Raw genomic sequence first — 26,056 nt, forward strand, 5'->3', positions numbered from 1 at the left:
TCAGCGGCGGGCGGGTGGCGCGAGCGCGGCGATCAGTACGGCCACCATGGTCAGCGCCGCCCCGAGCAGGGTGTTCACGCCGGGGTGGGAGGCCGCCGTGGGCAGCACCAGGTCAAGTAGGACCGCCCCCACGATCTGGCCGGCGATGGTGGCCAGGCCGAGCAGCAGCACACCTGTGAACCGGACGATCGCGGCGGCGATCGCGATGAACACGATGCCGATCGGTCCGCCCAGATAGAGCCACGGCTCGCTCGGCAGGTGGCCGGTCGGCCAACCTCGTACCGCGAGGTCGATGGCGAACGCCACGAGCAGGGTGACCGTGCCGACGGCGAAGTTGACGAGTGTGGCGGTCAACGCGCTGTCTGCCGCCCCCCGGACCCGCCCGTTGACCGCCTGTTGCCAGGCCGTGCCCACCCCGGCGACCAGTGGCAGCAGGGCCAGCGCCAGCGTGCCCGGAGCGCCGAGCCGGTCACCGACGGCCAGGCCCACCGCGAGCACGGTGAGGACCGCGCCGGCCAGCCGTTGTCGGGTCACCGGCTGCCGGCCGGTCGGACCGATGCCGGCCCGGTCCACGGCGAGGCTGCTGCCGGACTGGCCGGCGACCACGGCCACGGTGAAGACCGCCACGCCCAACGTGCCGATGGTGAGGCCCTGGGAGGCCACCAGGAACGCGCCGCACATGCCGCCCAGGCACTGCCAGGGCCGGAGCGCGCCGGCCGCGAGGGCGCGACGTAGCGCGCTCAGCCCCCGTCGTCCGCCGGGGGTGGCGGGTACCAGCACCAGCAGCACCACCAGACCCACGCCGAACGAGACCACCGCGGCGGCGAACCCGTCGGCCAGGCGTACGCCCAGCTCGCCGTTGATCCGAGACTGCACCGCCACCGCGACCCCGGAGACCGATGCCAGCGCGACACCGAGGATGCGGCGGGCGGCCGACAGGGTCTGCGGGGCCGCCGTGTCGGCGGCTGTCACTCCTGCTCGGCCAGCGGACGACCGTCGAAGTCGACAGCGGAGTAGAGAGCCAGCTTCTCCAACCGGTGGTACGAGTCGATCACCCGGATGGTGCCGCTCTTCGAACGCATCACGATCGACTGGGTGTACGCGCCGCCGGCCCGGTACCGCACCCCGCGCAGCAGATCCCCCGAGGTGACCCCGGTCGCCACGAAGAAGCAGTTGTCCCCGGTGACCAGGTCGTCGGTGCCGAGCACCCGGTCCAGGTCGTGCCCGGCGGCGAGCGCCTTCTCCCGCTCCTCGTCGTCGCGCGGCCAGAGCTTGGCCTGCATCGCCCCGCCCATGCACTTCAGCGCGCAGGCCGAGATGATGCCCTCCGGCGTGCCGCCGATGCCCATCAGCACGTCGACGTCCGACTCGCCGCGGGCCGCCGCGATGGTGCCGGCGATGTCGCCGTCGGAGATGAACCGGATGCCCGCCCCGGTCCGGCGGATCTGGGTGACCAGGTCGTCGTGGCGGCTGCGGTCCAGCACGCAGACCGTCACCTCGGACACGTCGGTGCCCTTGACCTTGGCGATCCGGCGCAGGTTCTCGGCCACCCCGGCGTTGATGTCGATCACGTCGGCGTACGCGGGACCGACGGCGAGCTTCTCCATGTAGAAGACCGCGCTCGGATCGAACATCGCACCCCGCTCGGAGACGGCGAGCACCGCCACCGCGTTCGGCATGCCCTTGCTCATCAGGGTGGTGCCGTCGACCGGGTCGACCGCGACGTCCACCTCCGGGCCGGTGCCGTCGCCGACGTGCTCACCGTTGAAGAGCATCGGGGCGTTGTCCTTCTCGCCCTCGCCGATCACGACGATGCCACGCATCTGGATCGAGTTGATCAGCTTGCGCATGGCGTCGACGGCGGCGCCGTCGCCACCCTCCTTGTCGCCCCGGCCGACCCAGCGGCCGGCGGCCATCGCCGCGGCCTCGGTGACCCGGACCAGGTCGAGGGCCAGGTTACGGTCGAGATCCTGTGGGATCCGCGTCCTGGTGTTCGTCATGACGGCTGCTCCTCCTCGCGACGGTGCGGGGACGGCCGGCGGCGGAGCGCCCCGCTGCCGGCTTTGTCGCTGATCCTCACACGATGGCCGAACGGGCGTCGGTGCGGGGCGGTGATGGGCCGGATACCGCCGGTCGGGAAGCTGCGAAGATGACAGGGTGGAACCCGCACAGCCTGCCGACCGCGTCCCCGCCGACCGCACGCCGCCCGACGGGCAGCCGCCGGCCGGCCTCCCCGCCGGCGCCGAGCCCACCGCGACGGGCCCGACGCCCCCGGCAGCCGGCGAGCCGGCCCGTGTCGCCGGTGAGCCGACTCCGGCCGCCGGTGAGCGGCCCGCGCCGCCGCCGCGTGTGGCGGCCGCGGCGCCCAAGGCCGAACGGTCGCCCAAGGACATGGCGATCTCGCTGCTGGTGCTGCTGATCCCGATCGCGCTGCTGCTGGCGTTCTACCGGGGCTTCCTCGGCGGCGATCAGGCCACGACTGTCGACGCGGCCCCGGCGATCGAGCAGGCGCGCTCGGCGAACACCTTCCCGGTGAGCGAGCCGCAGGGGCTCGGCTCCGGCTGGCGTACGGTCAGCGCCCGCTACCAGACCGTCGATGGCGGGGCGAACCTACGGATCGGTTACCTCACGCCGGAGGGACGGGGCGTTCAACTGCTGCAGAGCAACGTGCCGGCGGAGCGGTTGCTGCCGGCCGAGCTGACCGACCAGAGCCAGCCACAGGGCCCGACGGAGCTGGGCGGGCGCACCTGGCAGCGCTACACGGCCCGGGGAAACCAGCAGGCGCTGGTCCTGTTGGAGCCGACCCGCACGGTGCTCGTCGTCGGCGATGCCCGCGACAACGAGCTGCGCGATCTCGCCGGCGCGCTGCACTGATCGATTTCGCATCGATGGACCTCCGCTGACGGACGTATCCGTTAGGCTCCCTCGGCTCGGTCCGGTCCGCGCTCGCGGCCGGGCCATGTCCATCTTCATGAAGTGAGATCCCAGTGAACATTCGACGGTGGAGCTTCGGCTTCCTCGCCGCCACCCTGCTCGTCCCCGGCCTGGCCGCGTGCTCGTCCGACGCTGCCGAGCCGGCCGCCGCCCCGAGCTCGTCCGCCCCGGCCGTGCCTGCCGATCCGAAGGAGGCACTGCTCGCCTCCACCAAGGAGATGGCCAAGGGCGACTTCACCTTCACCGTTACCGGCGCCGACATGACCGGCGGCGGCCTGGTGCACAAGCCGAGCAACAGCGCGCAGCTCACCATGAAGCTGGGCGACGCCTCCGAGGACGTGTCGATGGAGATGGATCTGATCTACATCGACTCGGAGAGCTGGGTGAAGATGGACCTCGGCGGGGCTGTAGCCGCCATGATCCCCGGCGGGACGAAGAACAAGGGCAAGTACCAGCACCTGGACAAGACCAAGATCAAGGACCTCAAGGATCTCCAGCTCGACCCGGAGACGCTCGACCCGGTCGACAGCGAGACCCTGGTCAAGGGCGTTACCGAGGTGCAGAAGACCGGCGAGGGCACCTACAGCGGCAAGATCGACATCAGCGCCTCCACCGATTCGGTAGCCCTCGACGAGGATGTCGTCAAGGCGCTGGGCGCGCAGGCCAAGGCGCTGCCGTTCACGGCCAAGCTGGACCCGCAGGGCCGCCTCACCGAGCTGGTCATCCCGGTGCCGGCCGCCGGCGAGGCCGCCGCGCACGAGATCAAGATCGCCTACGCGGGCTACGGCGCCGGTACCGGCGCGAAGAAGCCGCCGGCGGACAAGATCGTCGAGGCTCCCGCGGAAACGTACGAGCTGTTCAAGTAGGCCGTCACGGCGGACCGGGGCGGCCTCAGGTCGCCCCGGTCCTGACTTTCCGGCATCGGTCGCCACGGCAACCGGACAGACGGGTGATTGTCCGACCCGTCGACAGGGAACAGAGAGGGAGTGATTCGGGCGCGTTGCTCGGCCCGGATCGCGCGACGTGGCCGACGGGCTGCCGCGTCGCCCGGTTTCCGGCGCCGACCAGGTCGTCGGGTGACCCCCTTGGGAGACACGTATGACTGTCCGACGACTCGGTGCCGGCCTGGTAGCCGCCGCCCTGTTCACGCCCGCCCTGGCCGCCTGCGCGGGCGGCACGACCGGCACCGCCGGATCGACCGCGTCCCCGACGGTGAGCGCGTCCGGCGCGCCCAGCGGTGCACCGGTGTCGGGCGATGCCAAGCAGGCGCTGCTCGACTCCACCAAGGAGATCAGCAACGGCAACTTCCGGTTCACGCTCTCCGGCGCCGGCTCCACCGCCGAGGGGCAGGTGCACCAGCCGAGCCAGAGCGCCGCGATGAAGTTCTCCATCGGCGGCCCCTCCTCCGACCTCGCCATGAAGCTCGACGTCATCCACGCCAAGCCGGACAGCTGGGTGAAGCTGGAGCTGACCGGCCCCACCGCCGACAGCCTGCCGGCCATCAAGCAGCTCAACCTCGGCAAGTACCAGCACCTCGACCAGGCCCGCATCAAGGGCAACAAGAACCTCGGCTTCGACTTCGAGAAGGTCGACCCGGCCGGCAGCGCGGTGCTGACCCAGGGCATCACCGAGGTCCGCAGCACCGGCACCGGCACGTACGCCGGCACCATCGACGTCACCAAGGCAGCCGAGGCCGGCTCGCTGAACGCCGCCACCATCGCGGCGCTTGGCACCCAGGCGAAGACCGTCCCGTTCACCGCGAAGGTCGACCCGCAGGGCCGGCTCAGCGAGTTGGTGTTGCAGCTCCCGGCCGGCGGGCAGACCACCGCCCAGGAGATCAAGATGACGTACTCCGACTACGGCGCCGCCACCGCCGCGCAGAAGCCGCCGGCGGACCAGGTCGTCGAGGCGCCGGCCGAGCTCTACAGCCTGTTCAACTGATCGTCGTACGTCGGTGGGGTGGCTCCGGTCGCCCCACCGACGGTTCCGGCCGGGGTGGGATCGGTAGGGGCGTCGGCGATCAGGACGCCGGGTCCTGGCGGGCGGCGTCGATCCGCGCCCGCGCGCCGTCCAGCCAGCGTTGGCAGATCACCGCCAGCGCCTCGCCGCGCTCCCAGAGCGCCAGCGACTCCTCCAGGGACGTGCCGCCGGCCTCCAGCCTCTCGACCACCGAGGCCAGTTCGGCGCGGGCCTGCTCGTAGCTGAGCCGTTCGTCCGGCCCGGCCTTCGTCTCGTCAGTCATCGCGTCCATCTCAGCACATCCGTGTCCGGGTCACCGCGTCGCCACTTCGCTGTCGACGGTGGCGGCCAGCTCACCGTCGGCGAGGCGTACCCGCAGCGGGTCGCCCTTGCCCACCTCGGCCGCCGCCCGCACGACGTGCCCGTCGGCGCGCTGCACGATGGCGTACCCCCGGTCGAGGGTGGCGGCGGGGGAGAGGGCGCGCAGCCGGGCCACCGTGTGCCGCAGGTCGTCGTCGGCACCGGCGAGCCGGTGGTCCAGGCAGCGTCCGGCCCGCTGGCGCAGCGCGGTCAGCTCGGTCGCGCGGTGCTCGACCATCACCTGCGGGCGGGCCAGCACCGGCCGGGATCGCAGGCTGTCGAGACGGTGGGACTCCCGGTCGACGAGGTTGTGGACCGCCCGTTGGAGGCGGTGCCGGGCCTGGCCGATGAGGCGTACCTCCTCGGTGAGGTCGGGGACCACGCGCTTGGCCGCGTCGGTCGGGGTGGAGGCGCGCAGGTCGGCGACGTAGTCGATGAGCGGCGCGTCCGTCTCGTGGCCGATCGCGCTGACCACAGGCGTACGGCAGGCGAAGACGGCCCGGCAGAGCGCCTCGTCGGAGAAGGGCAGCAGGTCCTCGATGCCGCCACCGCCCCGGGCGATGATGATCACGTCGATGCTCGGATCGGCGTCCAGCACCTTGAGCGCGTCGATGATCTGCGGCACGGCGGACGGGCCCTGCACGGCGACGTTCACCGTCCGGAACTCCACGGCGGGCCAGCGCCGCCGGGCGTTGGTCAGCACGTCCCGCTCGGCGGCCGACGCGCGGCCGGTGATCAGCCCGATCCGGCCCGGGAGGAACGGCAGTCGCCGCTTGCGAGCCCGGTCGAACAGCCCTTCGGCGGCGAGCAGCTTCTTGAGCTTCTCCAGCCGGGCCAGCAGCTCACCGAGCCCCACCTGCCGGATCTCGTCGGCCCGCAGGCTCAACGTGCCCCGCGCGGCGTAGAACTCCGGCTTGGCGTGCAGCACCACGCGGGCGCCCTCACGCAGCTCGGGCGCGCCGGCGTCCAACACGTCGCGGTTGGTGGTGACGGTCAGGCTCAGGTCGGCGGACGGGTCACGCAGGGTCAGGAAGACGGTGGTGGCTCCGGGGCGGCGGCTGATCTGCGCCACCTGACCGTCCACCCACACCCAGCCCAGCTTGGCGATCCACGCCCCGACCTTCTGCGAGACAACCCGAACCGGCCAGGGCTCCTCCGCGCTACTGCTGCTCCCACCAACCCCACTCACGCGCCCACCCTACGACCACCCCCACCAGACCCCGTCGATCATGAAGTTATTGCGCTGGGCGGCGGCGTGTCGCGGCAACAACTTCATGATCAACGGGGTTCGGCGGGGCGCTGGGCCGGGTGCGGTCGGAGAGGCGGCACGTACGATGGGGGGGTGACTGATCTCCGGACCGGCAAGCGCGTGCTCCTGGCCAAGCCCCGCGGCTACTGCGCAGGTGTGGATCGCGCCGTGCAGACCGTCGAGGAGGCGCTGAAGCTCTACGGCGCCCCGATCTACGTCCGCAAGCAGATCGTGCACAACAAGCACGTCGTGCAGACCCTGGAGGCCCAGGGCGCGATCTTCGTGGAGGAGAACGAGGAGGTGCCCGAGGGCGCCACAGTCATCTTCTCCGCCCACGGTGTGGCGCCCGAGGTCTACGAGCAGGCCCGGGAACGCTCGTTGAAGGCCATCGACGCGACCTGCCCGCTGGTCACCAAGGTGCACCAGGAGGCGAAGCGCTTCGCCGCCGAGGACTACGACATCCTGCTGATCGGCCACGAGGGGCACGAGGAGGTCATCGGCACCGCCGGCGAGGCGCCCGCGCACATCCAGCTCGTGGACGGTCCGGACGGCGTCGACAAGATCACCGTCCGTGACCCGGAGAAGGTCGTCTGGCTCTCCCAGACCACGCTCTCGGTGGACGAGACGCTGGAGACAGTCGCCCGGCTCAAGACTCGGCTGCCGCTGCTCCAGTCCCCGCCCAGCGACGACATCTGCTACGCCACGTCCAACCGGCAGCACGTGGTCAAGGAGATCGCCCCCGAGTGCGACGTGGTGATCGTCGTCGGCTCGACGAACTCCTCCAACTCGGTCCGGCTGGTCGAGGTTGCCCTGGACGCCGGTGCCCGCGCTGGTCACCTGGTCGACTTCGCCCACGAGATCGACGACGCCTGGCTCACCGACGCCCGCACGGTCGGGGTGTCCTCCGGCGCCAGCGTCCCGGAGGACCTGGTCCACGACGTGCTGGCGCACCTGGCCGCACGCGGTTTCGGCGACGTCGAGGAGATCACCACCGCCAACGAGCGGCTCGTCTTCTCGCTGCCCCAGGAGCTGAAGCGCGACATGAAGGCCGCCGCGAACCGCGGCTGAGAGCGCCAGGGTGGGAACGCCGTGCCGGCCCGGTGCGTCGAAGGCGGCATGAGGACCTTTCGGCTCGTCGTCCCCGCCCTGGTCGTCTGCGCGGCGCTGAGCGCCTGCGGTGGGACGGACGGCCCCGCCACCCCCGACACGCCGTCGACAACGAGCGGGCAGCCCACCTCGGCCTCGCCGAGCACCCCCGCCCCGGCGGCCACGCCCTCCTCGCCGCTCAAGCCGCCGGGCGGGCCCACCGTCCCGCCGCCTGTCGGCGCCACCGAACTCAGCGGCACGATCACCGCCGGTGTGGAGCCGAACTGCCTGCTGCTCGACGGGTACCTGCTGGTGGGTGGCCCCCGGGACGTGCTGGCCGCCGGCGCTCGGGTCACCGTGACCGGCCGAGTGGAGACGGGCCTGATGACCACCTGCCAGCAGGGCACGCCCTTCGTCGTGGAGGGCGCCCACCGCGGCTGACGACCTCCGCGGCCCCGCAGCGGTCAGCGGTCGGCGTCGTCCAGCAGTTCGGGGGCCTGCGGCTGGCGGGGGGTCAGCTCGATCTGGGCCGGGGTCGCCAGGTCGTCGTCCGAGACGCCCATCTCGGCCAGCTTGCGGGCGCTGACCAGCACCCGCGCCTCCAGGGAGCCGACCGCCCTGTTGTACGCGGTCACCGCGCCGGCCAGCGACGAGCCGAGCTTGCCCACGTGGTCGCCGAGGGTGGAGAGCCGGCCGTACAGCTCCCGGGCGAGGGTGTGCACCGCCACCGCGTTGCGGGCCAGCGCCTCCTGGCGCCACGAGTAGGCCACCGTACGGAGCAGGGCGACCAGGGTGGCCGGCGTGGCCAGCACCACGTTGCGGGCGAACGCGTGCTCCAGCAGCGTCGGGTCGCGTTGGAGCGCGACGTCGAGGAACGGATCGGCGGGCACGAACAGGACGACGAACTCGGGCGAGCTGTCGAATGCGGTCCAGTACGACTTGGCGGCCAGGGCGTCGACGTGCCCCCGCAGGTGTCGGGCGTGCGCATCGAGATGGGTGTCCCGGCCGCGCTCGTCGCGGGCCTCCATGGCGGTGAGGTACGCGTCGAAGGGCGCCTTCGCGTCCACCACCACCGACCGGCCGCCGTGCAGGCGGACCACCAGATCCGGGCGGACGACCTGGTCGTCGGTGGCGGCGGTGACCTGCTCGGAGAAGTCGCAGTGCTCCAGCATGCCGGCGGCCTCGACGATCCGGCGCAGTTGGTGCTCGCCCCAGCGGCCCCGCACCTGCGGCGCGCGCAGCGCGGCGACCAGCTGCTTGGTCTCGGTGCGCAGCTCCCCGGAGACCGCGTTCATCGAGCGGACCTGCTCGCGCAGCTCGGCGTACGCGTCGACGCGGTCGTGCTCCAGTTCGGCGACCCGCTGCTCGTACCGGCGCAGGCTGTCGTGCAGCGGCGCCACGGCACGGGCCACCGCCTCCTGCGACTGCGCGGTGGCCTCGTAGCTCAGCGCCCGCATGGACTGCTCCAGCCGCCCCTCGCCCTCCCGGGTCGCGGTCAGGGTGGCATCCAGCCGGGCGATGTCGGCCGCTGACCGGGACCGGGCCGCGAGCCAGCCCACCGCCCCGCCGGCACCAAGGCACACGATCACCACCAGCAACGTCGAGACGTCCATCACCGGAGCTTGCCAGACGGCTACGACGAGACACCCGGGGGTACGTTCGATGGCATGGAACTTGTGCTGTGCCTCGCCATCGTGGTGATCGGGGCGCTGGGCGCCGCGGCGCTCATCCGCTCCCAGTCCACCGCCCGTCGGCGCACCGAGCTGGGCGACGCCCGGGCGGAGGCGCACCGCTGGTACGAGCGGCTCGGTGGTCAGCTGTTGACCCTCCAGGGCGACGAGCCGGCGGTCCGCCAGGCGCTGGCCGACGCCGGTGAGCGGTACAACGCGGCGGGTTCGCAGTTGGAGCAGGCGCGTACGCCGCACCAGTTCGCGCTCGCTCGGGAGACCGCGCTGGAGGGACTGGCGTACATCCGGGCGGCGCGGACCGCGCTGGGCATCGATCCCGGCCCCGAGGTGCCGGCGCTGGCCGCCGCGCGGGGCGTCGGGCAGCTCACCAAGGAGCGCGAGGTCGACGTGCAGGGGCAGACCTTCCGAGCCGGCCCGCAGCCCGGCCGGCAGACGCCCTACTACTACCCCGGTGGGCGGTACCAGGGCCGGCCGGTGCCGGCCGGCTGGTATTCGACGCCGTGGTGGAAGACCGCGTTGGGCGCGGGGGCCGGTGTGCTCGGCGGCATGCTGATCGCCGACGCGCTGTTCTCGCCTGCCTTCGCCGACCCGGGGTACGGCTACGACGAGGGCTACCAGGAGGGCTTCGGTGACGGCGCCGACTACGCCGACGACCAGGGCGCCGATGGCGGCGACCAGGGTGGCGACGCCGGTGATCAGGGGGGCGACTTCGGCGGCGGCGACCAGGCGGGCGACTTCGCTGGCGGCGACTTTGCCGGTGGCGGTGACGTCGGCGGTGGAGGCTTCGGCGGCGGTGACTTCGGTGGTGGCGGCTTCGGTGGCGGTGACTTCGGTGGTGGTGACTTCGGCGGCGGCGGCGACTGGTGAGCACCCGAGCCGCCGACTCGTGAACATCACCTGCTGACGCGTGCGACGGGCCCCGGTCGTGACGACCGGGGCCCGATTGCTGTGCCGAACGGTCAGCCGGTGTTGCGCATGCCGGCGGCGATGCCGTTCACGGTGGTGAGCAGCGCCCGCTCCAGGGCCGTGCCGTCGCTGGGTGCGCGCCGGCCACCCGGTGCGGTGGCCACGGCACGACCGGCCGCGCCGGACTCCCGGTACTGCCGCAGCAGCGCCACCTGCAGGTGGTGCAGCGGCTCCAGGTAGGTGTCCCGGACGGCCAGGGTGCGCTGGAGCACAGGCGAGTTCTCCAGCAGGGCGGGGGAGGCGGTCACCGCCAGCACCTCGCGCTTGGTCAGCTCGTACTCCCGCTCGATCTGCTCGAAGATCGGGTGCAGCTTCTTCGGCACGAGGGTCTCGACGTACCGGCGGGCGATGCTGAGGTCGGTCTTGGTCAGCATCATCTCGACGTTCGACAGGAACGTGCGGAAGAAGTGCCAGTTGCGGTGCATCTCGGCGAGGACGTCCGCCAGCCCGGCCTCCCGGGCGGCGGCCAGCCCGGAGCCGACACCGAACCAGCCCGGCACGATCTGCCGGGTCTGCGTCCAGCCGAACACCCACGGGATGGCCCGCAGCCCGGACAGCCCGGCACCGGTGTTGGGTCGCTTCGCCGGTCGGGAGCCGATGTTCAGCGCGCCGAGCAGCTCGGTGGGGGTGGACGCCCAGAAGTACGCCGGCAGGTCCGGGTCCTCGACGAGGGTCCGGTACGACCGGAACGCGGACTCGGAGACCACGTCCATCGTCGCGTCCCAGCGCTCCAGCATCTCGGCCGGCTGGCGGGGAGCGGTGTGCAGCAGCGTCGCCTGGAGCACCGCGGCGAGGGTCAGCTCCAGGTTCTCCCGCGCAAGCGAGGGCAGCGTGTACTTGTCGGAGATGACCTCGCCCTGCTCGGTCACCTTGATCGCGCCGTCAAGCGTGCCGTACGGCTGCGCCAGGATCGCCTCGTGCGTAGGGCCGCCGCCGCGCCCGACAGTGCCGCCGCGGCCGTGGAACAGCCGCAGGCGTACGCCGTGCCGGGCGGCCACGTCACGCAGCGCGCGCTGGGCCCGGTGGATCGACCACTGGCTGGTGGTGATCCCGGCCTCCTTGTTGGAGTCGGAGTAGCCGAGCATGACCTCCTGCACGTCGCCGCGGGCCGCGACGAGCGCCCGGTACGCGGGCAGCGACAGCAGCTCGTCGAGGAGTTCGCCACCGGCGTTCAGCTCGGCCGGGGTCTCCAGCAGCGGCACGAAACCGATCCGGGACCGGCCGCTGTGCACGTCGACAAGCCCGGCCTCGCGGGCCAGCACCACGGCGGCGAGCACGTCGTCGACGCCCATGGTCATCGAGATGATGTACGACTCGATCACCTCGTTGCCGAAGCGGTCCTGCGCCTCGCGGATGGTGCTGAACACGTCGAACGTCTTGCGGGCCGGCTCGATCAACGGCGTGTCCAGGGTGGACAGCGGCCGGCGGCCGGTCAGCTCGTCGGCGAGCAGCTTGGTGCGCTCCAACCGGCTCAACGACGGGTAGTCGGACACCTCGCCGACGGCCGCGTAGAGCTGAGTGAGCACCTCGTGGTGCTTCTCGGCGTGCTCCCGGACGTCCATGGTCGCGAGGTGCAGGCCGAACGCGGAGACCGTCCGGATGGTGGAGGCCAGCCGGCCGACGGCGGTGAGCTGCCCGGAGTTGCGGGCCAGCGAGGCGCGCAGCAGGTCCAGGTCGGCGATCAGCTCGGCGGACCCGCGGTAGTCGCGGCCCGGGACGTGCGCGGTGCCCTGGCGCAGCCGCTGCCGGGTGTTGGCCAGCTTGGCCTTCACGCAGCGCGCCTTGAGCCGGTACGGCTCCTCGGCGTTGACCCGACGGAACCGCTGGGCCACCTCGGGCAGCGCGTCGAGGTCGGCGGCGAGGCTGGCGGAGAGGTCCAGCGACACCCCGCGCAGTCGGCGGGACACCGAGACCTCGTTGATCAGGTGGTCCATCGCCTTCTCGGTGGCCGCGATGCCGTGCTCGTGCTGGATGGTCAGCACCTCGCGGGTGACCGCCGGGGTGACGAACGGGTTGCCGTCGCGGTCGCCGCCGATCCAGGTGCCGAAGCTCAGCGGGCGGGCCGTCGGCGACGTCTCCACGCCGAGGGTGCGCAGCGTGTCGGCCAGGTCGTCGAGCACCTGCGGGGCGGCCTCGGCGTACAGGTCGCGCAGGTAGTAGATGGCGTTGCGCGCCTCGTCGGTCGGGTCGGGCCGGTCGAGGCGCAGCTCGTCGGTCTGCCACATCAGGTCCAGCAGCTCGGCCAGCCGGCGGTTGGCCGGGCCCTCGTCGCTGGCGCCGTAGAGGATCGCGTTGGCGGTCTCGGTGTCCAGCTCGTCGGCGATGGCCCGCAGCTTGGACAGGATCGAGCGGCGGGCCGCCTCGGTCGGGTGGGCGGTGAAGACCGGCCGGACGGCCAGCCGGCGGGCCGCGGCGGCGATCTCCTCGGCCGGCACCCCCCGCTCGGCGATCATCTTGGCGGCCTGGTCCAGCCAGCCGCCCTGCACCGCGCGGCGGCGACGCAGGTCCCGAGCGCGGTGCACCTGTTCGGTGATGTTGGCCAGGTGGAAGTAGGTGGAGAAGGCGCGGGCCAGCTTGGTGCCTGTGGTCACGTCGAGCCCACCGAGCCGCTGGGCGGCGGCCGGGACGTCGGAGCGGACCTGGGCGCGGATCTCCTCGACGAGGTCGAGCAGCGGGCGGCCCTCCTGGCGGGCCAGCGTCTGGCCGAGCAGGGTGCCGAGTCGGCGGATGTCAGCGCGCAGCGCGGCGTCCGGGCCGTCGTGGTCATGCTGGTCGGTCACGATGCGCTCCTTACGTGAGTACGAAGGACAGCGCTGTCCGACTCCCTGGATGGTATCCGCGCCGGGCCGGCTGGCAGGAGGGGCTCTCCGCATACCGGGCCGTGACACGGAACACCCCGGAGATCACTTCAGGGTCTTGCGCGGGCGATCGCCCGGCGCCCCCGCACCCGGGTCGCGCCGAGCAGGGCGGCAAGCGCGAGCACCGCCCAGAGCGCCAGGCCGGTCAGTGGCCAGCCGATCGAGCGTCTGTCGAAGTACACGGCCGACTTGATCAGGTCGGTGGCCAGGCCGGGCACGTTCCAGCGGTGCATGCCGCGCAGCCAGGTGGGCAGGAACTCGGGGGCGTAGATGCCACCGGAGCCCGGGTTGCCGAGCACCACCAGTAACAGGATCACCAGCCCGGTGCCGAGGACCCCCAGCCAGCCCTGGACCGCGGCGGCGACCATCGCGGCGGCGAAGGCGGCCAGCATGCCGGTGCCGGCGATGGCCGGCAGGTCGTGGTGCCAGACGTCCAGCACCGGGCCGACGATCACCGCCCCGGCGATGCCGAGCACCACGCTGTAGACGGCCAGCGCCCCGATGCGCAGTCCGGCGGCGCGCAGGGTGCGCGGAGCGGTGCCGGCGGAGATGCCGAGCACTGTCGAGGCCAGGTATCCGCCGAGGACGTACCCGATGGCCAGATAGAAGGGGACCAGGCCGCGGGGGTCGGTGCCGGCCACGGGCACCTCGTCGGTCACCCGCAGCGGCACCCGGGCCTGCTGGGCGGCGCTGGTGAGCACCTGGATGACCAGGTCGGTGGCGGACGGCGCACCGGCGCTGGCGGTGGTCAGGACGAGCCCGCCGTCGGGGGCGGCGCTGAGCACGGCGTACACCTCGCGGCTGGTCAAACCGTCGTCGGCGGCGCCCGGGTCGGCGTAATCGATGGCTTTGATCTTGTTGGTCCGGTCGCGGACGGCGGCCAGGACCGTGCGCGCGGACTGGTCGCTGGCCGCCACGCCGACCGGCACGTCGCGGGGGTGGGGCTGGTGCAGGGCGCCGACGTACGCGGCGATGAAGGCGACGGCCAGCGCGAGGGTGCCGAGCAGCAGACCGGCGGTACGGGGGAGCCAGTCGCGTACCCGGACCTCCGACGCCTCGTCCACCAGGCCAGCCTAAGGGGGCGTTTGCCCTGCTTGTGGCGTTTCTGCGGGCGGAAAACCGCTGGTGCCGGCCGTTAGCGTCTGATCATGGTGTCACCGAGCTACCCCGCCAAACCCAAGCCGGGCGACCGGGTCGCGGTCGTCTCCCCCTCCGCCGGACTGCCGGCGATCTTCCCCCACGTGTACGAGTTGGGGCTCCGCCGGCTGCGCACGGAGCTCGGGCTGGAACCCGTGGAGTACCCGACGACCCGCGAGATGGGGGCCGACCCGCGTGACCGGGCCCGCGACCTGACCGCCGCCTTCGCCGACCCGACGATCACCGCCGTGCTCGCCACCGTCGGCGGGGACGACCTGATCACCGTCACCCCACACCTCGACGACGACGTGCTGCGGGCCAATCCGAAGCCCTACTTCGGCTACTCCGACAACACGAACGTGCTCAACCACCTCTACCGGTTGGGGATCGTCGCCTACCACGGCGGCTCGGTGCTGGTGCACCTCGGCCGGCCGGGCCGGCCACACCCGCTGACCTTCGAGTCGCTGCGCGCCGCCCTGTTCACAAGCGACTGGTACGAGTTGTCACCCGCCCGCGAGTGGGGCGACCGGCCCAACCCGTGGACCGAGCCGGAGACGTTGGCGTACGAGCCGGAGATGCTGCCGGGCGAGGGCTGGCGCTGGCAGGGGCCGGCGCGGGTCGTCCGGGGGCGTACCTGGGGTGGCTGCCTGGAGATCGTGCACTGGCTGCTGGCCACCGACCGGGTGCCGACCGCCGCCGAGTTGGACGGGTCCGTGCTGATCGTCGAGACCTCGCAGGAGATGCCCAGCGCCAAGGAGGTCTTCCGCATCGTGCGGAACCTGGGGGAGCGGGGGCTGCTCGCCGCCTTTCCGGCGGTGGTCGTCGGCCGGCCGAAGGCCTGGGACTTCGGCAAGCCGCTGACGGTGCCCGAGCGGCGGGCCTGGGGCGAGGCCCAGCGGGACGCCATCACCCGCGCCCTGGCCCCCTACAACCCGGACGCGGTGGTGGTGTTCGACGTCGACCTCGGCCACACCGACCCACAGTTGATCATCCCGTACGGCGGGGAGATCCTTGTCGACGCGATCGAGGGCCGGATCGCGGTGCGCTACTGAGATCCGTGCACCGCCCGCGCCGGCGGGCGGTGCACGGTCGCAGGTCAGCCGTTCGCGCAGAGGACCGATCGCAGGGCGGCCAGGAGACCCGCGCTCGACGGCACCGGAAGCTGCCCCTGGACGTCCCGGTCGATGTCGAAGACGTTTGCGGCCAGGACGAGCTGCCGGGAGTTGTCCAGGCTGGTCGCCGCGATGCTTGTGAAGCCCGGCCCGCCCCCGTCGGTCGTCCACACTCCGATCGCGCCCGACGCGCACGGCAGCGTCACCCGCTGCACCCCCAGGCCGTACTCGCTCGGCGAGTCGCCCATCGGCACCACGGTCTCCAACTCTCGCTGCTGTGCCGGCGCGAGCAGTCGTCCGCCGAACAACGCCCGGTGGAACCGCGCCAGGTCAGCCGTCGTCGAGATCATCGCCCCGGCCGTCCAGTCGTACGACGGGCTGAACGTGGTCACGTCCCGACCGGTCAGGTCGTAGCCGTGCAGATGCCGGCCGTGGATCTCCGGGTCGGTGATCGGGAACGAGGTCTGACTCAGGCCGAGCGGCCCGATGATCCGCCGCCGCACCTCGGTCGCCGCGTCCCGGCCGGTGACCGCCTCGATGATCAGGCCGGCCAGCAGGTAGTTGGTGTTCGAGTAGCGCCACGAGGCGCCGGGGGCGAAGTCCGGCCGGTGGGCCACCGCCAGGGCGATCACCGTACGGGGTGTGATGACCCGGTCCCAGTCGTGCTCGTCCAGGTACGGGGCCCAGAAGCTCCGTTCGTCGGTCGGGTCCCAGATGCCGCTGGTGTGGTTGAGCAACTGCCGGACGGTGATCGTCGAACCGTCGTTGCCGTTGCCGTGGACGATCCCCGGCAGCCAGCGCTCGACCGGGTCGTCGAGGGTCAGTCGGCCCTCGCCCGCCAGTTGCAGCAGCACCGTGGAGACGAACGCCTTGGTGTTGCTGGCGATCCGGAAACGGTCCTCCGGCCGGGCCCGCGCCCCGGTGGCCCGGTCCGCCACTCCCGCCGCCAACTGCCACCGTCGGCCGTCCACCCGCCCGTACGCCAGCGCCGCGGGAAAGCCGTCCACGACCAGTTCGTCGAGCGCGGCGGCCAACGCCAGGCGTTCCGGCGCCTGATGGTCGGCGCGGACCGGTTGAGGTGGAACGGCGAGGGTGGCGACCATCGTGCCTACCGACACCACCACGGTCCAGAGCGAACGCGTCACGACCTGCTCCCATCGACGAAACGTATGTTGCCGTCGACAGTGCCGGCCTGTGGACCGCGGCGACATGCGGCTCTCCCGTCGACCGGGTGGGGTTAACCCGACGGGTTACCCGGCTGGGGGGATGGCCCGCATCCGGGCATGCTGATCCGGAACACTCGCTGCCGGCTCGTCCGGGACGGTGTCGTCCGGCACGGTCGGGAGGATCAGATGACGCGTCTCCGGCAGCTCCGCAACCAGGTCGGGTACGTGCTGACCAGCCTGCCGCTGGCGGTGGTCGGCTTCGCGTACGCCGTCGTCACTGTGGTCGTCGGCGGGGCGCTCGCGTTGACGCTGCTCGGCCTGCCGCTGCTGTCCTCGGGCGTCCTCGGCGCTCGCGGTTGGGGATGGCTGCACCGCGCGCTGGCCCGGGCGACGCTGGGGTTGCGGGTGGCGGGCCCGCGACCGGTCCGACGACGGCCCGGGCCGGTGGGGTACGTCCGGAGCGGCCTCGGCGATGGCACCGGATGGCGGGCGCTGGCGTACCTGATCGTGAAGCTGCCGGTGACCCTGGTGGCGACGGCGGTGATCGCGGCCTTCCTCTGCTACCCGGTGTTCCTGCTCAGCCATCCCCTCTGGTGGTCGCAGCGCGCCGCCCTGCAACTCGGTGACTTCTTGTTCGACACCTGGCCGCGGTCGTTCCTGCTGGCCGGGATCGGCGCCGGGATGCTCGTCGCCGGCACCTGGCTGCTGCGCCTGGTCCTGCTCCTGGACGGCCTGCTGATTCGTGGTCTGCTCGGCCCGACCAGCCTCGACGCGCGGGTCGACGACCTCGAAGAGGCCCGCGCGCTGGCCGTCGACGACGCCGCCGCGCTGCTGCGCCGCATCGAGCGCGACCTGCACGACGGTACGCAGGCACAACTGGTCGCCCTGGCCATGAAACTCGGCCTGGCCAAGGAGAAGCTCGCCGGTGACGCCGCGCCCGAGGCCAGAGCGCTCGTGGAGACCGCGCACCGGGACGCGAAGATCGCCATCACCGACCTTCGTGACCTGGCCCGGGGCATCCATCCGCCGATGCTCGACAACGGTCTGGAAGCGGCACTGGACACCCTTGTGGCGCGGGGCGCCGTACCCGTGCAGCTGCGGGTCGAGGTGCACGACCGACCGTCACCTGCCGTCGAGACGACCGTCTACTACTGCGTCGCCGAGCTGCTCACCAACGTCGCCAAGCACGCGGCGGCCCAGCGGGCGACAGTCGAGGTACGGCAACTCGACGGTCTGCTGCGGGTGCAGGTCGCAGACGACGGCGGTGGCGGCGCCATGATCGGAAAAACGACACACGCGCTGCCCGGCGGCGGGTTGGCCGGCCTGCGCGACCGGGCCCGAACCGTGGACGGCACGATGCGGATCGACAGCCCACCGGGCGGGCCGACGCTCGTCACCCTGGAACTGCCGGTGCGGCGATGACCGGGCTGCGCGTGGTCATCGCCGAGGACTCCGGGATCCTCCGCGACGGGCTCAGCTATCTGCTCGCCGACCGAGGGCACCTGGTGCTCGCCGCCGTGGCCGACCCGGAGGCGCTGCGGGCCGCCGTCGACGAACACCGCCCCGACGTCGCCGTGATCGACATCCGGATGCCGCCGACGTACACCGACGAAGGGCTGCGGGCCGCGCTCGCCGTACGCGCCGCCCATCCCGGTACGCCGGTGCTGCTCTTCTCCCAATACGTGGAGACCCGGTACGCGGCGCAGCTCCTCGCTGGCGGTGCCGAAGGTGTCGGTTACCTGCTCAAGGACCGGGTGGCCGAGGTCGGCGAATTCGTCGACGCGCTGACCCGCGTCGCCGGTGGCGCGACAGTGCTCGATCCGGAGGTGGTGACGCAGCTCCTCGGCGCGGCCCGGGGTCCCGGGCACCTGGCCGGCCTCTCCGAGCGGGAACGGGCCGTGCTGGCCCTGATGGCCGAGGGGCGCGCGAACGTGGCGATCGCCTCCGCGCTGTTCCTCAGCGTGGGGGCAGTGGAGAAGCACATCACCAGCATCTTCGGCAAGCTCGGTCTGCCGCCCACCGAGACCGACCACCGTCGGGTCCTCGCGGTGTTGCGGTACCTCCAGTCCGGAAGGTGACGCGTCGCCGTGCGCTACTGACCCACCGGCGATACGAGCAATTTTCTTCAAGACCGTGGACGGGCACGCCGGGAGGATGGATCACGTCGGTCTGGAAGCCGCCCCACCGGGTCGGCCCCTCGGGCACGCGGACCTGTTCGGGGAGGTCCGACGCCCCGGCCGGCCCTGGGCGGGCCGCGTTCGCGCGTGCCTGAGGAGGTGCCGCACGCCCCCCGTGCGGCACCTCCGACCGCCTTCGGTCAGGCCGCTTCGGTCGGGTCTTCGCCGCTCGCGGTGAGCAGGCGGCGCAGTCGGGCCGGTGGGTGGCCCACCTGCTCGCGGACCACCCGGGTCAGGTGTGCCTGGTCGGCGAAGCCGTACTCGCTGGCGAGCGCGCCGAGCGGCCGGCCGTCGGGCTCGGCGAGCGTGTCCAGCACCGCACGGACCCGCAGCCGGTTGCGGTAGGCGGTCAGGCTGCTGCCGGTCATTCGTTGGAACACCCGGCTGAGGTGGTGCGGCGAACTGCCCACCTGCCGGGCCACCTCTTCCAGACCCATCGTGAACCCCGAGTTGGCGAGCACCTCCCGGGCCTGGTCGGCGAGCCGCCGGTGCGCGGCAAGCGTCGCCGGCCGTCGACGGACGGCCCGCTCCACCTCGGCGTCCGGGTCGTCGGAGTGGAGGGCGCTGTGGTGCAGCAGGCGGGCCAGGAACCGCTGGAGCCGTTCGGCCATCTCGAACCCGTCCAGCCCACGCCGGAACTCGGCCACCAGCAGGCGGTGCGCCAGGTCCAGGGTGGCATCCGACGTGCCGGCCCAGCCGCCCTGGCCCAGCCAGCGCTCGGCGTCCGGCCGCTCCAGGAGCACCGCCGGATCGATCTCCAGGCAGGTGTACGAGTCGCCGCAGCCGAACGGATGCGCCACTGCCATCTCGTCGCCTGGTCGGGTAAGCAGGACCGAGGTGGCGTCGGAGAGCCCCACCCTGCCGTTCAGCCGACGCCGGTACGCCCCGGAACGACCCAGGACGATCTTGTGCCGGTCCTCCGCGACGGTCTCCGTCCAGCCGTGGTCTTCAACGATGCAGCGAACCTGGTAGATCAACATCCCGTCCGGGTGCCCCAGCACCCGCCACCGCGCGGGCGTCGTGCGGCGACGCGGATCACTGCCGAATCCCTCAGCGGGCATCGCTTCCCCCTGGCGCGGCGATCGTGCACTCTCCGCAGGAATGCTGCCGACTCACCATCCCCTCCGTCCACCCCCCGGCCCGACGCCGTGGATCAGCCGGCGCTGCCGGTCGGCTGCGCACGGACCCGGCGTCGCTGTCGCGGGGTCACCGGCCGACGACGGCGAAGGCGCGGACCGGGAAGGTGCCCATGCCGGCCACCATCGGCGGGGCCGCGGTGAAGCGGAACCCACTGGGCGGCAGCGCGCCCAGGCCGGTCAGGTGCTCCACGATCGGGATGCCGGCGGCGAGCAGGATGCTGTGGGCGGGGCGTACGCCTCCGGCCGCCGGGCTCATGTCGTCGATGTTGATCGAGTCGATGCCGACCACTGCCGCGCCGGCGGCGGCCAGCGCCTGGGCGGCGTCCCCGGTCAGGTACGGCGCTTCCGGCGCGCCGTACCGCTCGGTGCCGAAGTGCGCGTCCCACCCGGTGTGCAGCAGCACCGCCCGCCCGGCCACCTCGTACGGGGCCAGCATCAGTCGGTCCACGGCGCGTGTGCCGGCCGGCACCCGGACCACCACCCCGGGCAGGTCGGCGAGGCTGTCCAGCGGCACCCCGGCCAGGTCTGCGCGGCCGGCCCAGCGGTGGGCGGGAGTGTCCACGTACGTGCCGGTGTTGGCGATCATGTCGATCCGTGCCACGTGGAACTCGGTGCCCGGCGCGTAGTTGGCCCGGGACGCCGCGAAGGTCAGCCAGTCGGTGATCCGTGGCTCCGGCCAGCCGGGCAGAGTGGTCATCCCGTCGCTGATCACATGGCTCAGCTCGACCAGCCGACGATCGGCGCTCGACTCGTCGACGGCGACGCCCCGGCCGCCCTTGTGCGGCTCCTCGATGATCGTCTTCGCGCTGATCCGGACCTCGGCGACCATCAGCAGCCCCAGGTGCCGGACGAACAACGCCGCCAGGTCGTCGTCGGTGATCTCCCGACCGGGTATGTCCAGCCGGAACCCCTCGGTACGCAGCCCGCCACCGTTGGCGAAGCTCACCTCCGCGTCGAACTGTGCCCGCCACTGCCCACCCATGCCGAAACCCGACCATGCCGGCCACCCACCGGTCAAGATCTACCTCCCGTTCCGCACCGCCCCGGGCTACGGGTGTCGGGCGTCTCGGCTGGGGCGGTCTCTGGTCCGCGTCCCCCAAGATCGTGCTCGATCCAGGAAAGAGTGGAGATCCGCCGGCGACGAGACCACTACTTCCTGGATCGAGCACGATCTTGCGCGGTGTCGCCCCCAGGGCGGCAGCGCGACGGATCGTCCCGCACGGTCACCTGTCCGCGCGCTTCGGCGCGGTCGACGGCGCTCCCACCGACAAGATCCGCACAACATCAGGGAAAGTGCTGCCTCCCGCGCCCCGGAAGCAGCAACTTCCGGGAAGTTGCGCGGATCTTGGGACCTGACGGGGGTTGGGGCAGGCGGCGCGGGGCGCTCGGTGCGGGCGAACGGGCGGGGCTCGGGGCGGCCGGGCGTGGGGCGCGGGGCGCGCCGCGGGGCGGGGCGTGGGGCGCGCCGCGGGGCGGGGCGTGGGGCGCGGGGCGCGCCGCGGGGCGGGGCGGGGCGCGCCGCGGGGCGGGGCGCGCCGCGGGGCGGGGCGCGCCGCGGGGCGGGGAGCGGGCGGGGAGCGGGCGGGGAGCGGGGGCGGGGCGTAGGGCGTGGGAGCGGGGGCGACGCGCCGGGGTTACGCGGACCTGGGCGGAAGGGGGTGGCTGTCGGTGGACGGGGATAGGCTTGTTGGCGTGCACCCCCCGTCCGGCTGGACGAGGGGCCGCAGTCGTGTGCGTCGACTCCCCGGAAAGGTTTGCCTTGCTCACCGGTCTGTTCTCCGCCGCCCTGGCCGATCCCGGGCTGACCCGGGCGCGTGACCTGGCGCGCTCCGGTGCCGCCCAGGTCGACGGCCTCGACATCACCGCCCCCGCCGCGCTGCGTCCGTTCGCCGTCGCGGCGGTCGCCGCCGACGAGCAGGGGGCCGGGCGACCGGTGCTGGCGGTGACCGCCACCACCCGGGAGGCCGACGACCTGGCCGCCGCGCTCGGCGGGTTGCTGCCGCCGGAGCAGGTGGTGGTCTTCCCCTCGTGGGAGACGCTGCCGCACGAGCGGCTCTCCCCCCGCTCGGACACGGTGGGCCGCCGGCTGGCCGTGCTGCGCCGCCTCGCGCACCCGGAGGCGACCGACGCGCACGGCGGCACCGGGCCACTGCGGGTGGTCGTGGCGCCCGTCCGGTCGGTGCTGCAACCGCAGCTCAAGGGCCTCGGTGACCTGGAGCCGGTGCAGCTCGCCGCCGGCGAGGAGGCGGACCTGGAGGAGGTCGCCCACCGCCTGGTCGACATGGCGTACGCCCGGGTCGACCTGGTCACCAAGCGTGGCGAGTTCGCGGTGCGCGGCGGCATCCTGGACGTCTTCCCGCCGACCGACGAGCACCCGTCCCGGGTCGAGTTCTGGGGCGACGAGGTGGAGGAGATCCGCACCTTCGCCGTCGCCGACCAGCGGACCATTGAGCAGGTGCCGCTGCTCTGGGCGCCGCCCTGCCGTGAGCTGCTGCTCACCCCGGAGGTGCGTGCCCGGGCCGCCGCGCTCGCCGAGCAGCACCCCGAGCTGGCCGAGATCCTCGACAAGCTGGCCGAGGGCATCCCGGTGGAGGGGATGGAGTCGCTGGCTCCGGTGCTTGTCGGCCCCGACTCGCTGGAGCTGCTACTCGACGCCATGCCGGCCGGCACCCACGTCCTGCTGTGCGACCCGGAGCGGATCCGCACGAGGGCGCACGACCTGGTGCGTACGTCCGAGGAGTTCTTGCAGGCCAGCTGGGCCGCCGCCGCGGTCGGTGGCCAGGCCCCGGTGGACGTCGGCGCCGCCGCCTTCCGCACGCTCGGCGAGGTCCGCGCCACCGCCGGCACCCTCGGCCAGCCGTGGTGGACGCTGTCCCCGTTCGGTCTCGGCGAAGCCGAGACGGCCGAGACCCGGCAGCCCTGGGAGGACGCGCCCGAGCAGGCAGCGGTCACCCCGGACGACGCCATCGCGGTGACCCTCGCCGCCCAGCCGGCACCGCTCTACCACGGTGAGACGTCGCGGGTCGTCGACGACCTGAAGCGCTGGGCCGGGGAGGGCTGGTCGATCGCGCTGGTCTTCGAGGGGCACGGCCCCGCCCAACGGGCGGTGGAGGTGCTGCGCGACGCCGGGTTGGGCGCCCGGCTCACCGAGGAGGTGCCGACCGCGCCGGCCGCCGGCGAGCTGGTCGTCACCTGCGGCGCGCTGAGCAGCGGGTTCGTCGACGAAGCGTCCCGTTTCGTGCTGCTCACCGGCAACGACGTCACAGGCGGTCGAGGCACCTCGACACGGGACATGCGCAAGATGCCGAGCCGGCGGCGCAACACCATCGACCCGCTGGAGCTCAAGGCCGGCGACTTCGTGGTGCACGAGCAGCACGGCATCGGCAGGTACGTCGAGCTGGTGCAGCGCACCGTCAACGGCGCCAGCCGGGAATACCTGGTCATCGAGTACGCGGCCAGCAAGCGCGGCCAGCCCGGCGACCGGCTCTTCGTGCCGACCGACCAGCTCGACCAGCTCTCCCGCTACGTGGGCGGCGAGCAGCCGACGCTGCACAAGATGGGCGGCTCGGACTGGCAGAAGTCCAAGGCGCGGGCCCGCAAGGCGGTCCGGGAGATCGCCGCGCAGCTCATCCAGCTCTACGCCGCCCGTAAGGCGTCAAAAGGCCACTCGTTCGGCCCGGACACCCCGTGGCAGCGCGAGCTGGAGGACGCGTTCCCGTGGCAGGAGACGCCGGACCAGCTCGCCGCGATCGACGAGGTCAAGCGGGACATGGAGCAGACCGTCCCGATGGACCGGCTGATCTGCGGCGACGTCGGCTACGGCAAGACCGAGATCGCGGTCCGGGCGGCCTTCAAGGCCGTACAGGACGGCAAGCAGGTGGCGGTGCTGGTGCCGACCACTCTGCTGGTGCAGCAGCACTACAACACCTTCGCCGAGCGGATGAGCCAGTTCCCGGTGCAGATCCGGCAGCTGTCGCGGTTCCAGACCCCGAAGGAGACCGAGCGGACGCTGGAGATGGTGGCCGACGGCACCGTCGACATCGTCATCGGCACTCACCGGCTGTTGCAGACCGCCACCCGGTTCAAGCAGCTCGGGCTGGTGATCGTCGACGAGGAGCAGCGCTTCGGCGTCGAGCACAAGGAGCATCTGAAGACCCTGCGGGCCTCGGTGGACGTACTGAGCATGTCGGCCACCCCGATCCCGCGCACCCTGGAGATGGCGATCACCGGCATCCGGGAGATGTCCACCATCGCCACCCCGCCGGAGGAGCGGCACCCGGTGCTCACCTTCGTCGGGGCGCAGGACGACAGGCAGGTGGCCGCGTCCATCCACCGCGAGTTGCTGCGCGACGGTCAGGTCTTCTACCTGCACAACCGGGTCGAGTCGATCGACCGGGCGGCGCGGCGGCTGCGGGAGCTGGTCCCCGAGGCGCGGGTCGCCGTCGCGCACGGCCAGATGGGTGAGGACGCCCTGGAGAAGGTCATGGTCGGCTTCTGGGAGAAGGAGTTCGACGTCCTGGTCTGCACCACGATCGTCGAGTCGGGCATCGACATCCCGAACGCCAACACCCTGATCGTGGAGCGGGCCGACCTGCTCGGCCTGGCCCAGCTGCACCAGATCCGCGGTCGGGTCGGCCGGGGTCGGGAGCGGGCGTACGCGTACTTCCTCTACCCGCCGGAGAAGCCGCTCACCGAGCACGCCCACGAGCGGCTGGCCACCATCGCGCAGCACACCGAGTTGGGCGCCGGCATGTACGTGGCCATGAAGGACCTGGAGATCCGGGGCGCCGGCAACCTGCTCGGCGGCGAGCAGTCAGGTCACATCGAGGGCGTCGGGTTCGACCTGTACGTGCGGATGGTCGGCGAGGCGGTGTCGGCGTTCAAGGGTGAGCGGCCGGAGGAGGAGGTCGACGTCAAGATCGACCTGCCGGTCGACGCGCACCTGCCGCACGACTACGTGAGCGTGGAGCGGTTGCGGCTGGAGATGTACCGCAAGCTCGCCGAGGCCCGCGACGAGGAGCGGTTGACCGAGGTCGTCGCCGAGATGACCGACCGGTACGGCGAGCCGCCGGCTCCCGTGCAGAACCTGGTGGCGGTGGCCCGGTTCCGTCTGCTGGCCCGCCGGTACGGCCTGACCGACGTGTCCATGCAGGGCAAGCACGTGCGGTTCGGGCCGCTGCCGCTGCCCGACTCGAAGCAGATGCGGCTCAAGCGCTACCACCCGGACGCGGTCTACAAGCTGGCCACCGACCAGGTCAGCGTGCCCCGGCCGACCACGCGTCGGATCGGTGGCGAGCCGCTGCGGGACCAGGCGCTGCTCGAATGGTGCGCGCAACTGCTCTCCGACGTGCTGGGCGCCCCCGCCCCGCTGGTCGCCGCGGCCGGGTGAGGTGGGGGCCGTCACAGCGGGCGGAAGGGCATGAGAGAGTGACGGGCATGCGTGCTCGCCGTGTGATCGCCGCCGCCAGCGTCGCGGCTCTGGGTGTCCTCTCCCTCGCCGCCTGCGGGAAGTCCGCGCCGGACGTCGCCGCGTACGTCGGTGACAGGACCTATTCGCTCGACCGGGTCAACGGGATCTACGACGAGGTGCAGGCGAAGTACGGTGACGCGGTCCGCCAGGAGGCCGGCCAGGCCAGCGCGACCCCGTCGCCCGAGCAGTTGCGGGCCCCCGTCACCCGGCAGGACGTGGTGAACCTCCTGGTCAGCCTGGAGCTGGGCAAGCGGTTGGCGGCTGCCAAGAACCTCCAGGTGCCCGACGAGGTCACTCCGCAGCAGTTGGAGCAGAGCCTGCGGGTGCCGGCCACCACCGAGTACGCCAAGCTCTGGGGGGAGTGGGTCGACCTGCTGCAGGTGTTCAACCAGCAGCTTCCTCCGGCCGAGGTGAGCGACAAGTCGGTGATGGCCGTCTATCAGGCCCTGGTCAAGGCCGGGGCGATCCCGGGCGGCCTGCCTGTCGCCGAGGTGCGCCAGAAGTTCGGCGAGGGAGCCTTCGTCGGCAGCGCCACCGCGCTCAGCGCCGCCCTCGAGGAGGAGGCGAACCGGGTCGACGTCTCGATCAACCCGCGCTACCGCGAGGTGGGGGTGCCCTCGTTGGTGAGCAGCGGCCAGTCGGTCATCTTCTACTCGTTGCCGTACATCAACGAGGAGGGTCCGGTCACCGACATCTCCAGCCCGGACGCGGCGTCGCCGAGCGCGAGCCCGGACGCCGAGGGCACGGCCAGCTGA

At 72.5% G+C, this 26,056-nt stretch carries 21 protein-coding genes; 11 read left to right on the top strand and 10 right to left on the bottom strand.

The annotated features are described in order from the left end of the window. Together AB0K10_RS00615 and glpX are read right to left on the bottom strand one after the other, a co-directional pair. Positions 1 to 972 carry a DMT family transporter gene (locus AB0K10_RS00615; protein ID WP_363678511.1) on the bottom strand — a complete coding sequence of 324 codons (972 nt, stop codon included), beginning with the start codon at positions 970 to 972 and terminating at the stop codon, positions 1 to 3. Further along, entirely contained in the window at positions 969 to 2,000 is a 1,032-nt protein-coding gene (glpX, locus tag AB0K10_RS00620) for a class II fructose-bisphosphatase (protein WP_363678513.1), read from the bottom strand. Before glpX ends, AB0K10_RS00615 begins: the two co-directional genes overlap by 4 nt. 157 nt (positions 2,001 to 2,157) lie before the next feature. On the opposite strand from glpX, the gene AB0K10_RS00625 reads away from it, so the two are divergent. The 3 genes from AB0K10_RS00625 (at position 2,158) to AB0K10_RS00635 (ending at position 4,875) form a co-directional block, all read left to right on the top strand. Beyond that, positions 2,158 to 2,874 (top strand): DUF4245 domain-containing protein, encoded by a 717-nt coding sequence (locus AB0K10_RS00625; RefSeq protein WP_363678515.1) that lies wholly within the window; start codon positions 2,158 to 2,160, stop codon positions 2,872 to 2,874. A gap of 113 nt (positions 2,875 to 2,987) precedes the next feature. Next, entirely contained in the window at positions 2,988 to 3,800 is an 813-nt protein-coding gene (locus AB0K10_RS00630) for a hypothetical protein (protein ID WP_363678517.1), read from the top strand. A gap of 232 nt (positions 3,801 to 4,032) precedes the next feature. Beyond that, a complete protein-coding gene (locus AB0K10_RS00635; RefSeq protein ID WP_363678519.1) occupies positions 4,033 to 4,875 on the top strand; it encodes a hypothetical protein in 843 nt (280 codons plus the stop codon). Positions 4,876 to 4,954: 79 nt separating this feature from the next. Here AB0K10_RS00635 and AB0K10_RS00640 read toward each other — a convergent pair whose 3' ends face one another. Both AB0K10_RS00640 and xseA read right to left on the bottom strand, forming a co-directional pair. Next, entirely contained in the window at positions 4,955 to 5,176 is a 222-nt protein-coding gene (locus AB0K10_RS00640) for an exodeoxyribonuclease VII small subunit (protein ID WP_363678521.1), read from the bottom strand. Between the two features lie 30 nt (positions 5,177 to 5,206). Next, positions 5,207 to 6,442, bottom strand: coding sequence for an exodeoxyribonuclease VII large subunit (xseA, locus tag AB0K10_RS00645; RefSeq protein ID WP_363678523.1), 1,236 nt, complete (start codon positions 6,440 to 6,442; stop codon positions 5,207 to 5,209). Between the two features lie 153 nt (positions 6,443 to 6,595). Between xseA and AB0K10_RS00650 the strand changes: the two genes are divergently transcribed. Further along, a complete protein-coding gene (locus AB0K10_RS00650; protein ID WP_363678525.1) occupies positions 6,596 to 7,570 on the top strand; it encodes a 4-hydroxy-3-methylbut-2-enyl diphosphate reductase in 975 nt (324 codons plus the stop codon). Between the two features lie 48 nt (positions 7,571 to 7,618). Continuing rightward, on the top strand, positions 7,619 to 8,029 hold the full coding sequence (locus AB0K10_RS00655) for a hypothetical protein (protein WP_363678527.1): 411 nt from the start codon (positions 7,619 to 7,621) through the stop codon (positions 8,027 to 8,029). Positions 8,030 to 8,052: 23 nt separating this feature from the next. Here the strand turns inward: AB0K10_RS00655 and AB0K10_RS00660 are convergent, their stop codons facing one another. After that, positions 8,053 to 9,201 carry a DNA recombination protein RmuC gene (locus AB0K10_RS00660; protein ID WP_363678529.1) on the bottom strand — a complete coding sequence of 383 codons (1,149 nt, stop codon included), beginning with the start codon at positions 9,199 to 9,201 and terminating at the stop codon, positions 8,053 to 8,055. Between the two features lie 54 nt (positions 9,202 to 9,255). On the opposite strand from AB0K10_RS00660, the gene AB0K10_RS00665 reads away from it, so the two are divergent. Then, positions 9,256 to 10,143, top strand: a complete 888-nt coding sequence (locus AB0K10_RS00665) for a hypothetical protein (RefSeq protein WP_363678531.1) — start codon at positions 9,256 to 9,258, stop codon at positions 10,141 to 10,143. Between the two features lie 92 nt (positions 10,144 to 10,235). On the opposite strand, the gene ppc is transcribed toward AB0K10_RS00665, so the two are convergent. Together ppc and AB0K10_RS00675 are read right to left on the bottom strand one after the other, a co-directional pair. Next, complete coding sequence (gene ppc / locus AB0K10_RS00670) at positions 10,236 to 13,022, bottom strand: phosphoenolpyruvate carboxylase (RefSeq protein WP_363678533.1); 2,787 nt, start codon at positions 13,020 to 13,022, stop codon at positions 10,236 to 10,238. A gap of 128 nt (positions 13,023 to 13,150) precedes the next feature. After that, positions 13,151 to 14,164 (bottom strand): hypothetical protein, encoded by a 1,014-nt coding sequence (locus AB0K10_RS00675; protein WP_363678535.1) that lies wholly within the window; start codon positions 14,162 to 14,164, stop codon positions 13,151 to 13,153. An 84-nt stretch (positions 14,165 to 14,248) separates the two neighbouring features. Between AB0K10_RS00675 and AB0K10_RS00680 the strand changes: the two genes are divergently transcribed. Continuing rightward, positions 14,249 to 15,289 carry a S66 peptidase family protein gene (locus tag AB0K10_RS00680; RefSeq protein WP_363678537.1) on the top strand — a complete coding sequence of 347 codons (1,041 nt, stop codon included), beginning with the start codon at positions 14,249 to 14,251 and terminating at the stop codon, positions 15,287 to 15,289. A gap of 44 nt (positions 15,290 to 15,333) precedes the next feature. Here AB0K10_RS00680 and AB0K10_RS00685 read toward each other — a convergent pair whose 3' ends face one another. Beyond that, positions 15,334 to 16,494: a serine hydrolase domain-containing protein gene (locus tag AB0K10_RS00685; protein ID WP_363678539.1), complete on the bottom strand. Its 1,161-nt coding sequence runs from the start codon at positions 16,492 to 16,494 to the stop codon at positions 15,334 to 15,336. 207 nt (positions 16,495 to 16,701) lie between these two features. Between AB0K10_RS00685 and AB0K10_RS00690 the strand changes: the two genes are divergently transcribed. Both AB0K10_RS00690 and AB0K10_RS00695 read left to right on the top strand, forming a co-directional pair. Continuing rightward, positions 16,702 to 17,937, top strand: coding sequence for a sensor domain-containing protein (locus AB0K10_RS00690; protein WP_363678541.1), 1,236 nt, complete (start codon positions 16,702 to 16,704; stop codon positions 17,935 to 17,937). 5 nt (positions 17,938 to 17,942) lie between these two features. Then, positions 17,943 to 18,593, top strand: a complete 651-nt coding sequence (locus AB0K10_RS00695; RefSeq protein WP_363679542.1) for a response regulator transcription factor — start codon at positions 17,943 to 17,945, stop codon at positions 18,591 to 18,593. Positions 18,594 to 18,832: 239 nt separating this feature from the next. On the opposite strand, the gene AB0K10_RS00700 is transcribed toward AB0K10_RS00695, so the two are convergent. Beyond that, positions 18,833 to 19,753 (bottom strand): AraC family transcriptional regulator, encoded by a 921-nt coding sequence (locus AB0K10_RS00700; protein ID WP_363678543.1) that lies wholly within the window; start codon positions 19,751 to 19,753, stop codon positions 18,833 to 18,835. Between the two features lie 145 nt (positions 19,754 to 19,898). Then, on the bottom strand, positions 19,899 to 20,813 hold the full coding sequence (locus AB0K10_RS00705) for a cyclase family protein (protein WP_363678544.1): 915 nt from the start codon (positions 20,811 to 20,813) through the stop codon (positions 19,899 to 19,901). 777 nt (positions 20,814 to 21,590) lie between these two features. On the opposite strand from AB0K10_RS00705, the gene mfd reads away from it, so the two are divergent. Both mfd and AB0K10_RS00715 read left to right on the top strand, forming a co-directional pair. Beyond that, complete coding sequence (gene mfd / locus AB0K10_RS00710; protein WP_363678546.1) at positions 21,591 to 25,220, top strand: transcription-repair coupling factor; 3,630 nt, start codon at positions 21,591 to 21,593, stop codon at positions 25,218 to 25,220. Positions 25,221 to 25,267: 47 nt separating this feature from the next. Beyond that, on the top strand, positions 25,268 to 26,056 hold the full coding sequence (locus AB0K10_RS00715) for a hypothetical protein (protein WP_363678548.1): 789 nt from the start codon (positions 25,268 to 25,270) through the stop codon (positions 26,054 to 26,056).

Source organism: Micromonospora sp. NPDC049274 (assembly GCF_040678875.1).
Classification (GTDB): Bacteria; Actinomycetota; Actinomycetes; order Mycobacteriales; family Micromonosporaceae; genus Micromonospora.

Coding starts and splice junctions, on each gene's coding strand:
- glpX (WP_363678513.1), bottom strand. CDS start 2,000: ATGACGAACACCAGGACGCGGATCCCACAGGATCTCGACCGTAACCTG.
- AB0K10_RS00635 (WP_363678519.1), top strand. CDS start 4,033: ATGACTGTCCGACGACTCGGTGCCGGCCTGGTAGCCGCCGCCCTGTTC.
- AB0K10_RS00640 (WP_363678521.1), bottom strand. CDS start 5,176: ATGACTGACGAGACGAAGGCCGGGCCGGACGAACGGCTCAGCTACGAG.
- AB0K10_RS00655 (WP_363678527.1), top strand. CDS start 7,619: ATGAGGACCTTTCGGCTCGTCGTCCCCGCCCTGGTCGTCTGCGCGGCG.
- AB0K10_RS00660 (WP_363678529.1), bottom strand. CDS start 9,201: ATGGACGTCTCGACGTTGCTGGTGGTGATCGTGTGCCTTGGTGCCGGC.
- AB0K10_RS00665 (WP_363678531.1), top strand. CDS start 9,256: ATGGAACTTGTGCTGTGCCTCGCCATCGTGGTGATCGGGGCGCTGGGC.
- AB0K10_RS00680 (WP_363678537.1), top strand. CDS start 14,249: ATGGTGTCACCGAGCTACCCCGCCAAACCCAAGCCGGGCGACCGGGTC.
- AB0K10_RS00690 (WP_363678541.1), top strand. CDS start 16,702: ATGACGCGTCTCCGGCAGCTCCGCAACCAGGTCGGGTACGTGCTGACC.
- AB0K10_RS00700 (WP_363678543.1), bottom strand. CDS start 19,753: ATGCCCGCTGAGGGATTCGGCAGTGATCCGCGTCGCCGCACGACGCCC.
- AB0K10_RS00705 (WP_363678544.1), bottom strand. CDS start 20,813: ATGGGTGGGCAGTGGCGGGCACAGTTCGACGCGGAGGTGAGCTTCGCC.
- AB0K10_RS00715 (WP_363678548.1), top strand. CDS start 25,268: ATGCGTGCTCGCCGTGTGATCGCCGCCGCCAGCGTCGCGGCTCTGGGT.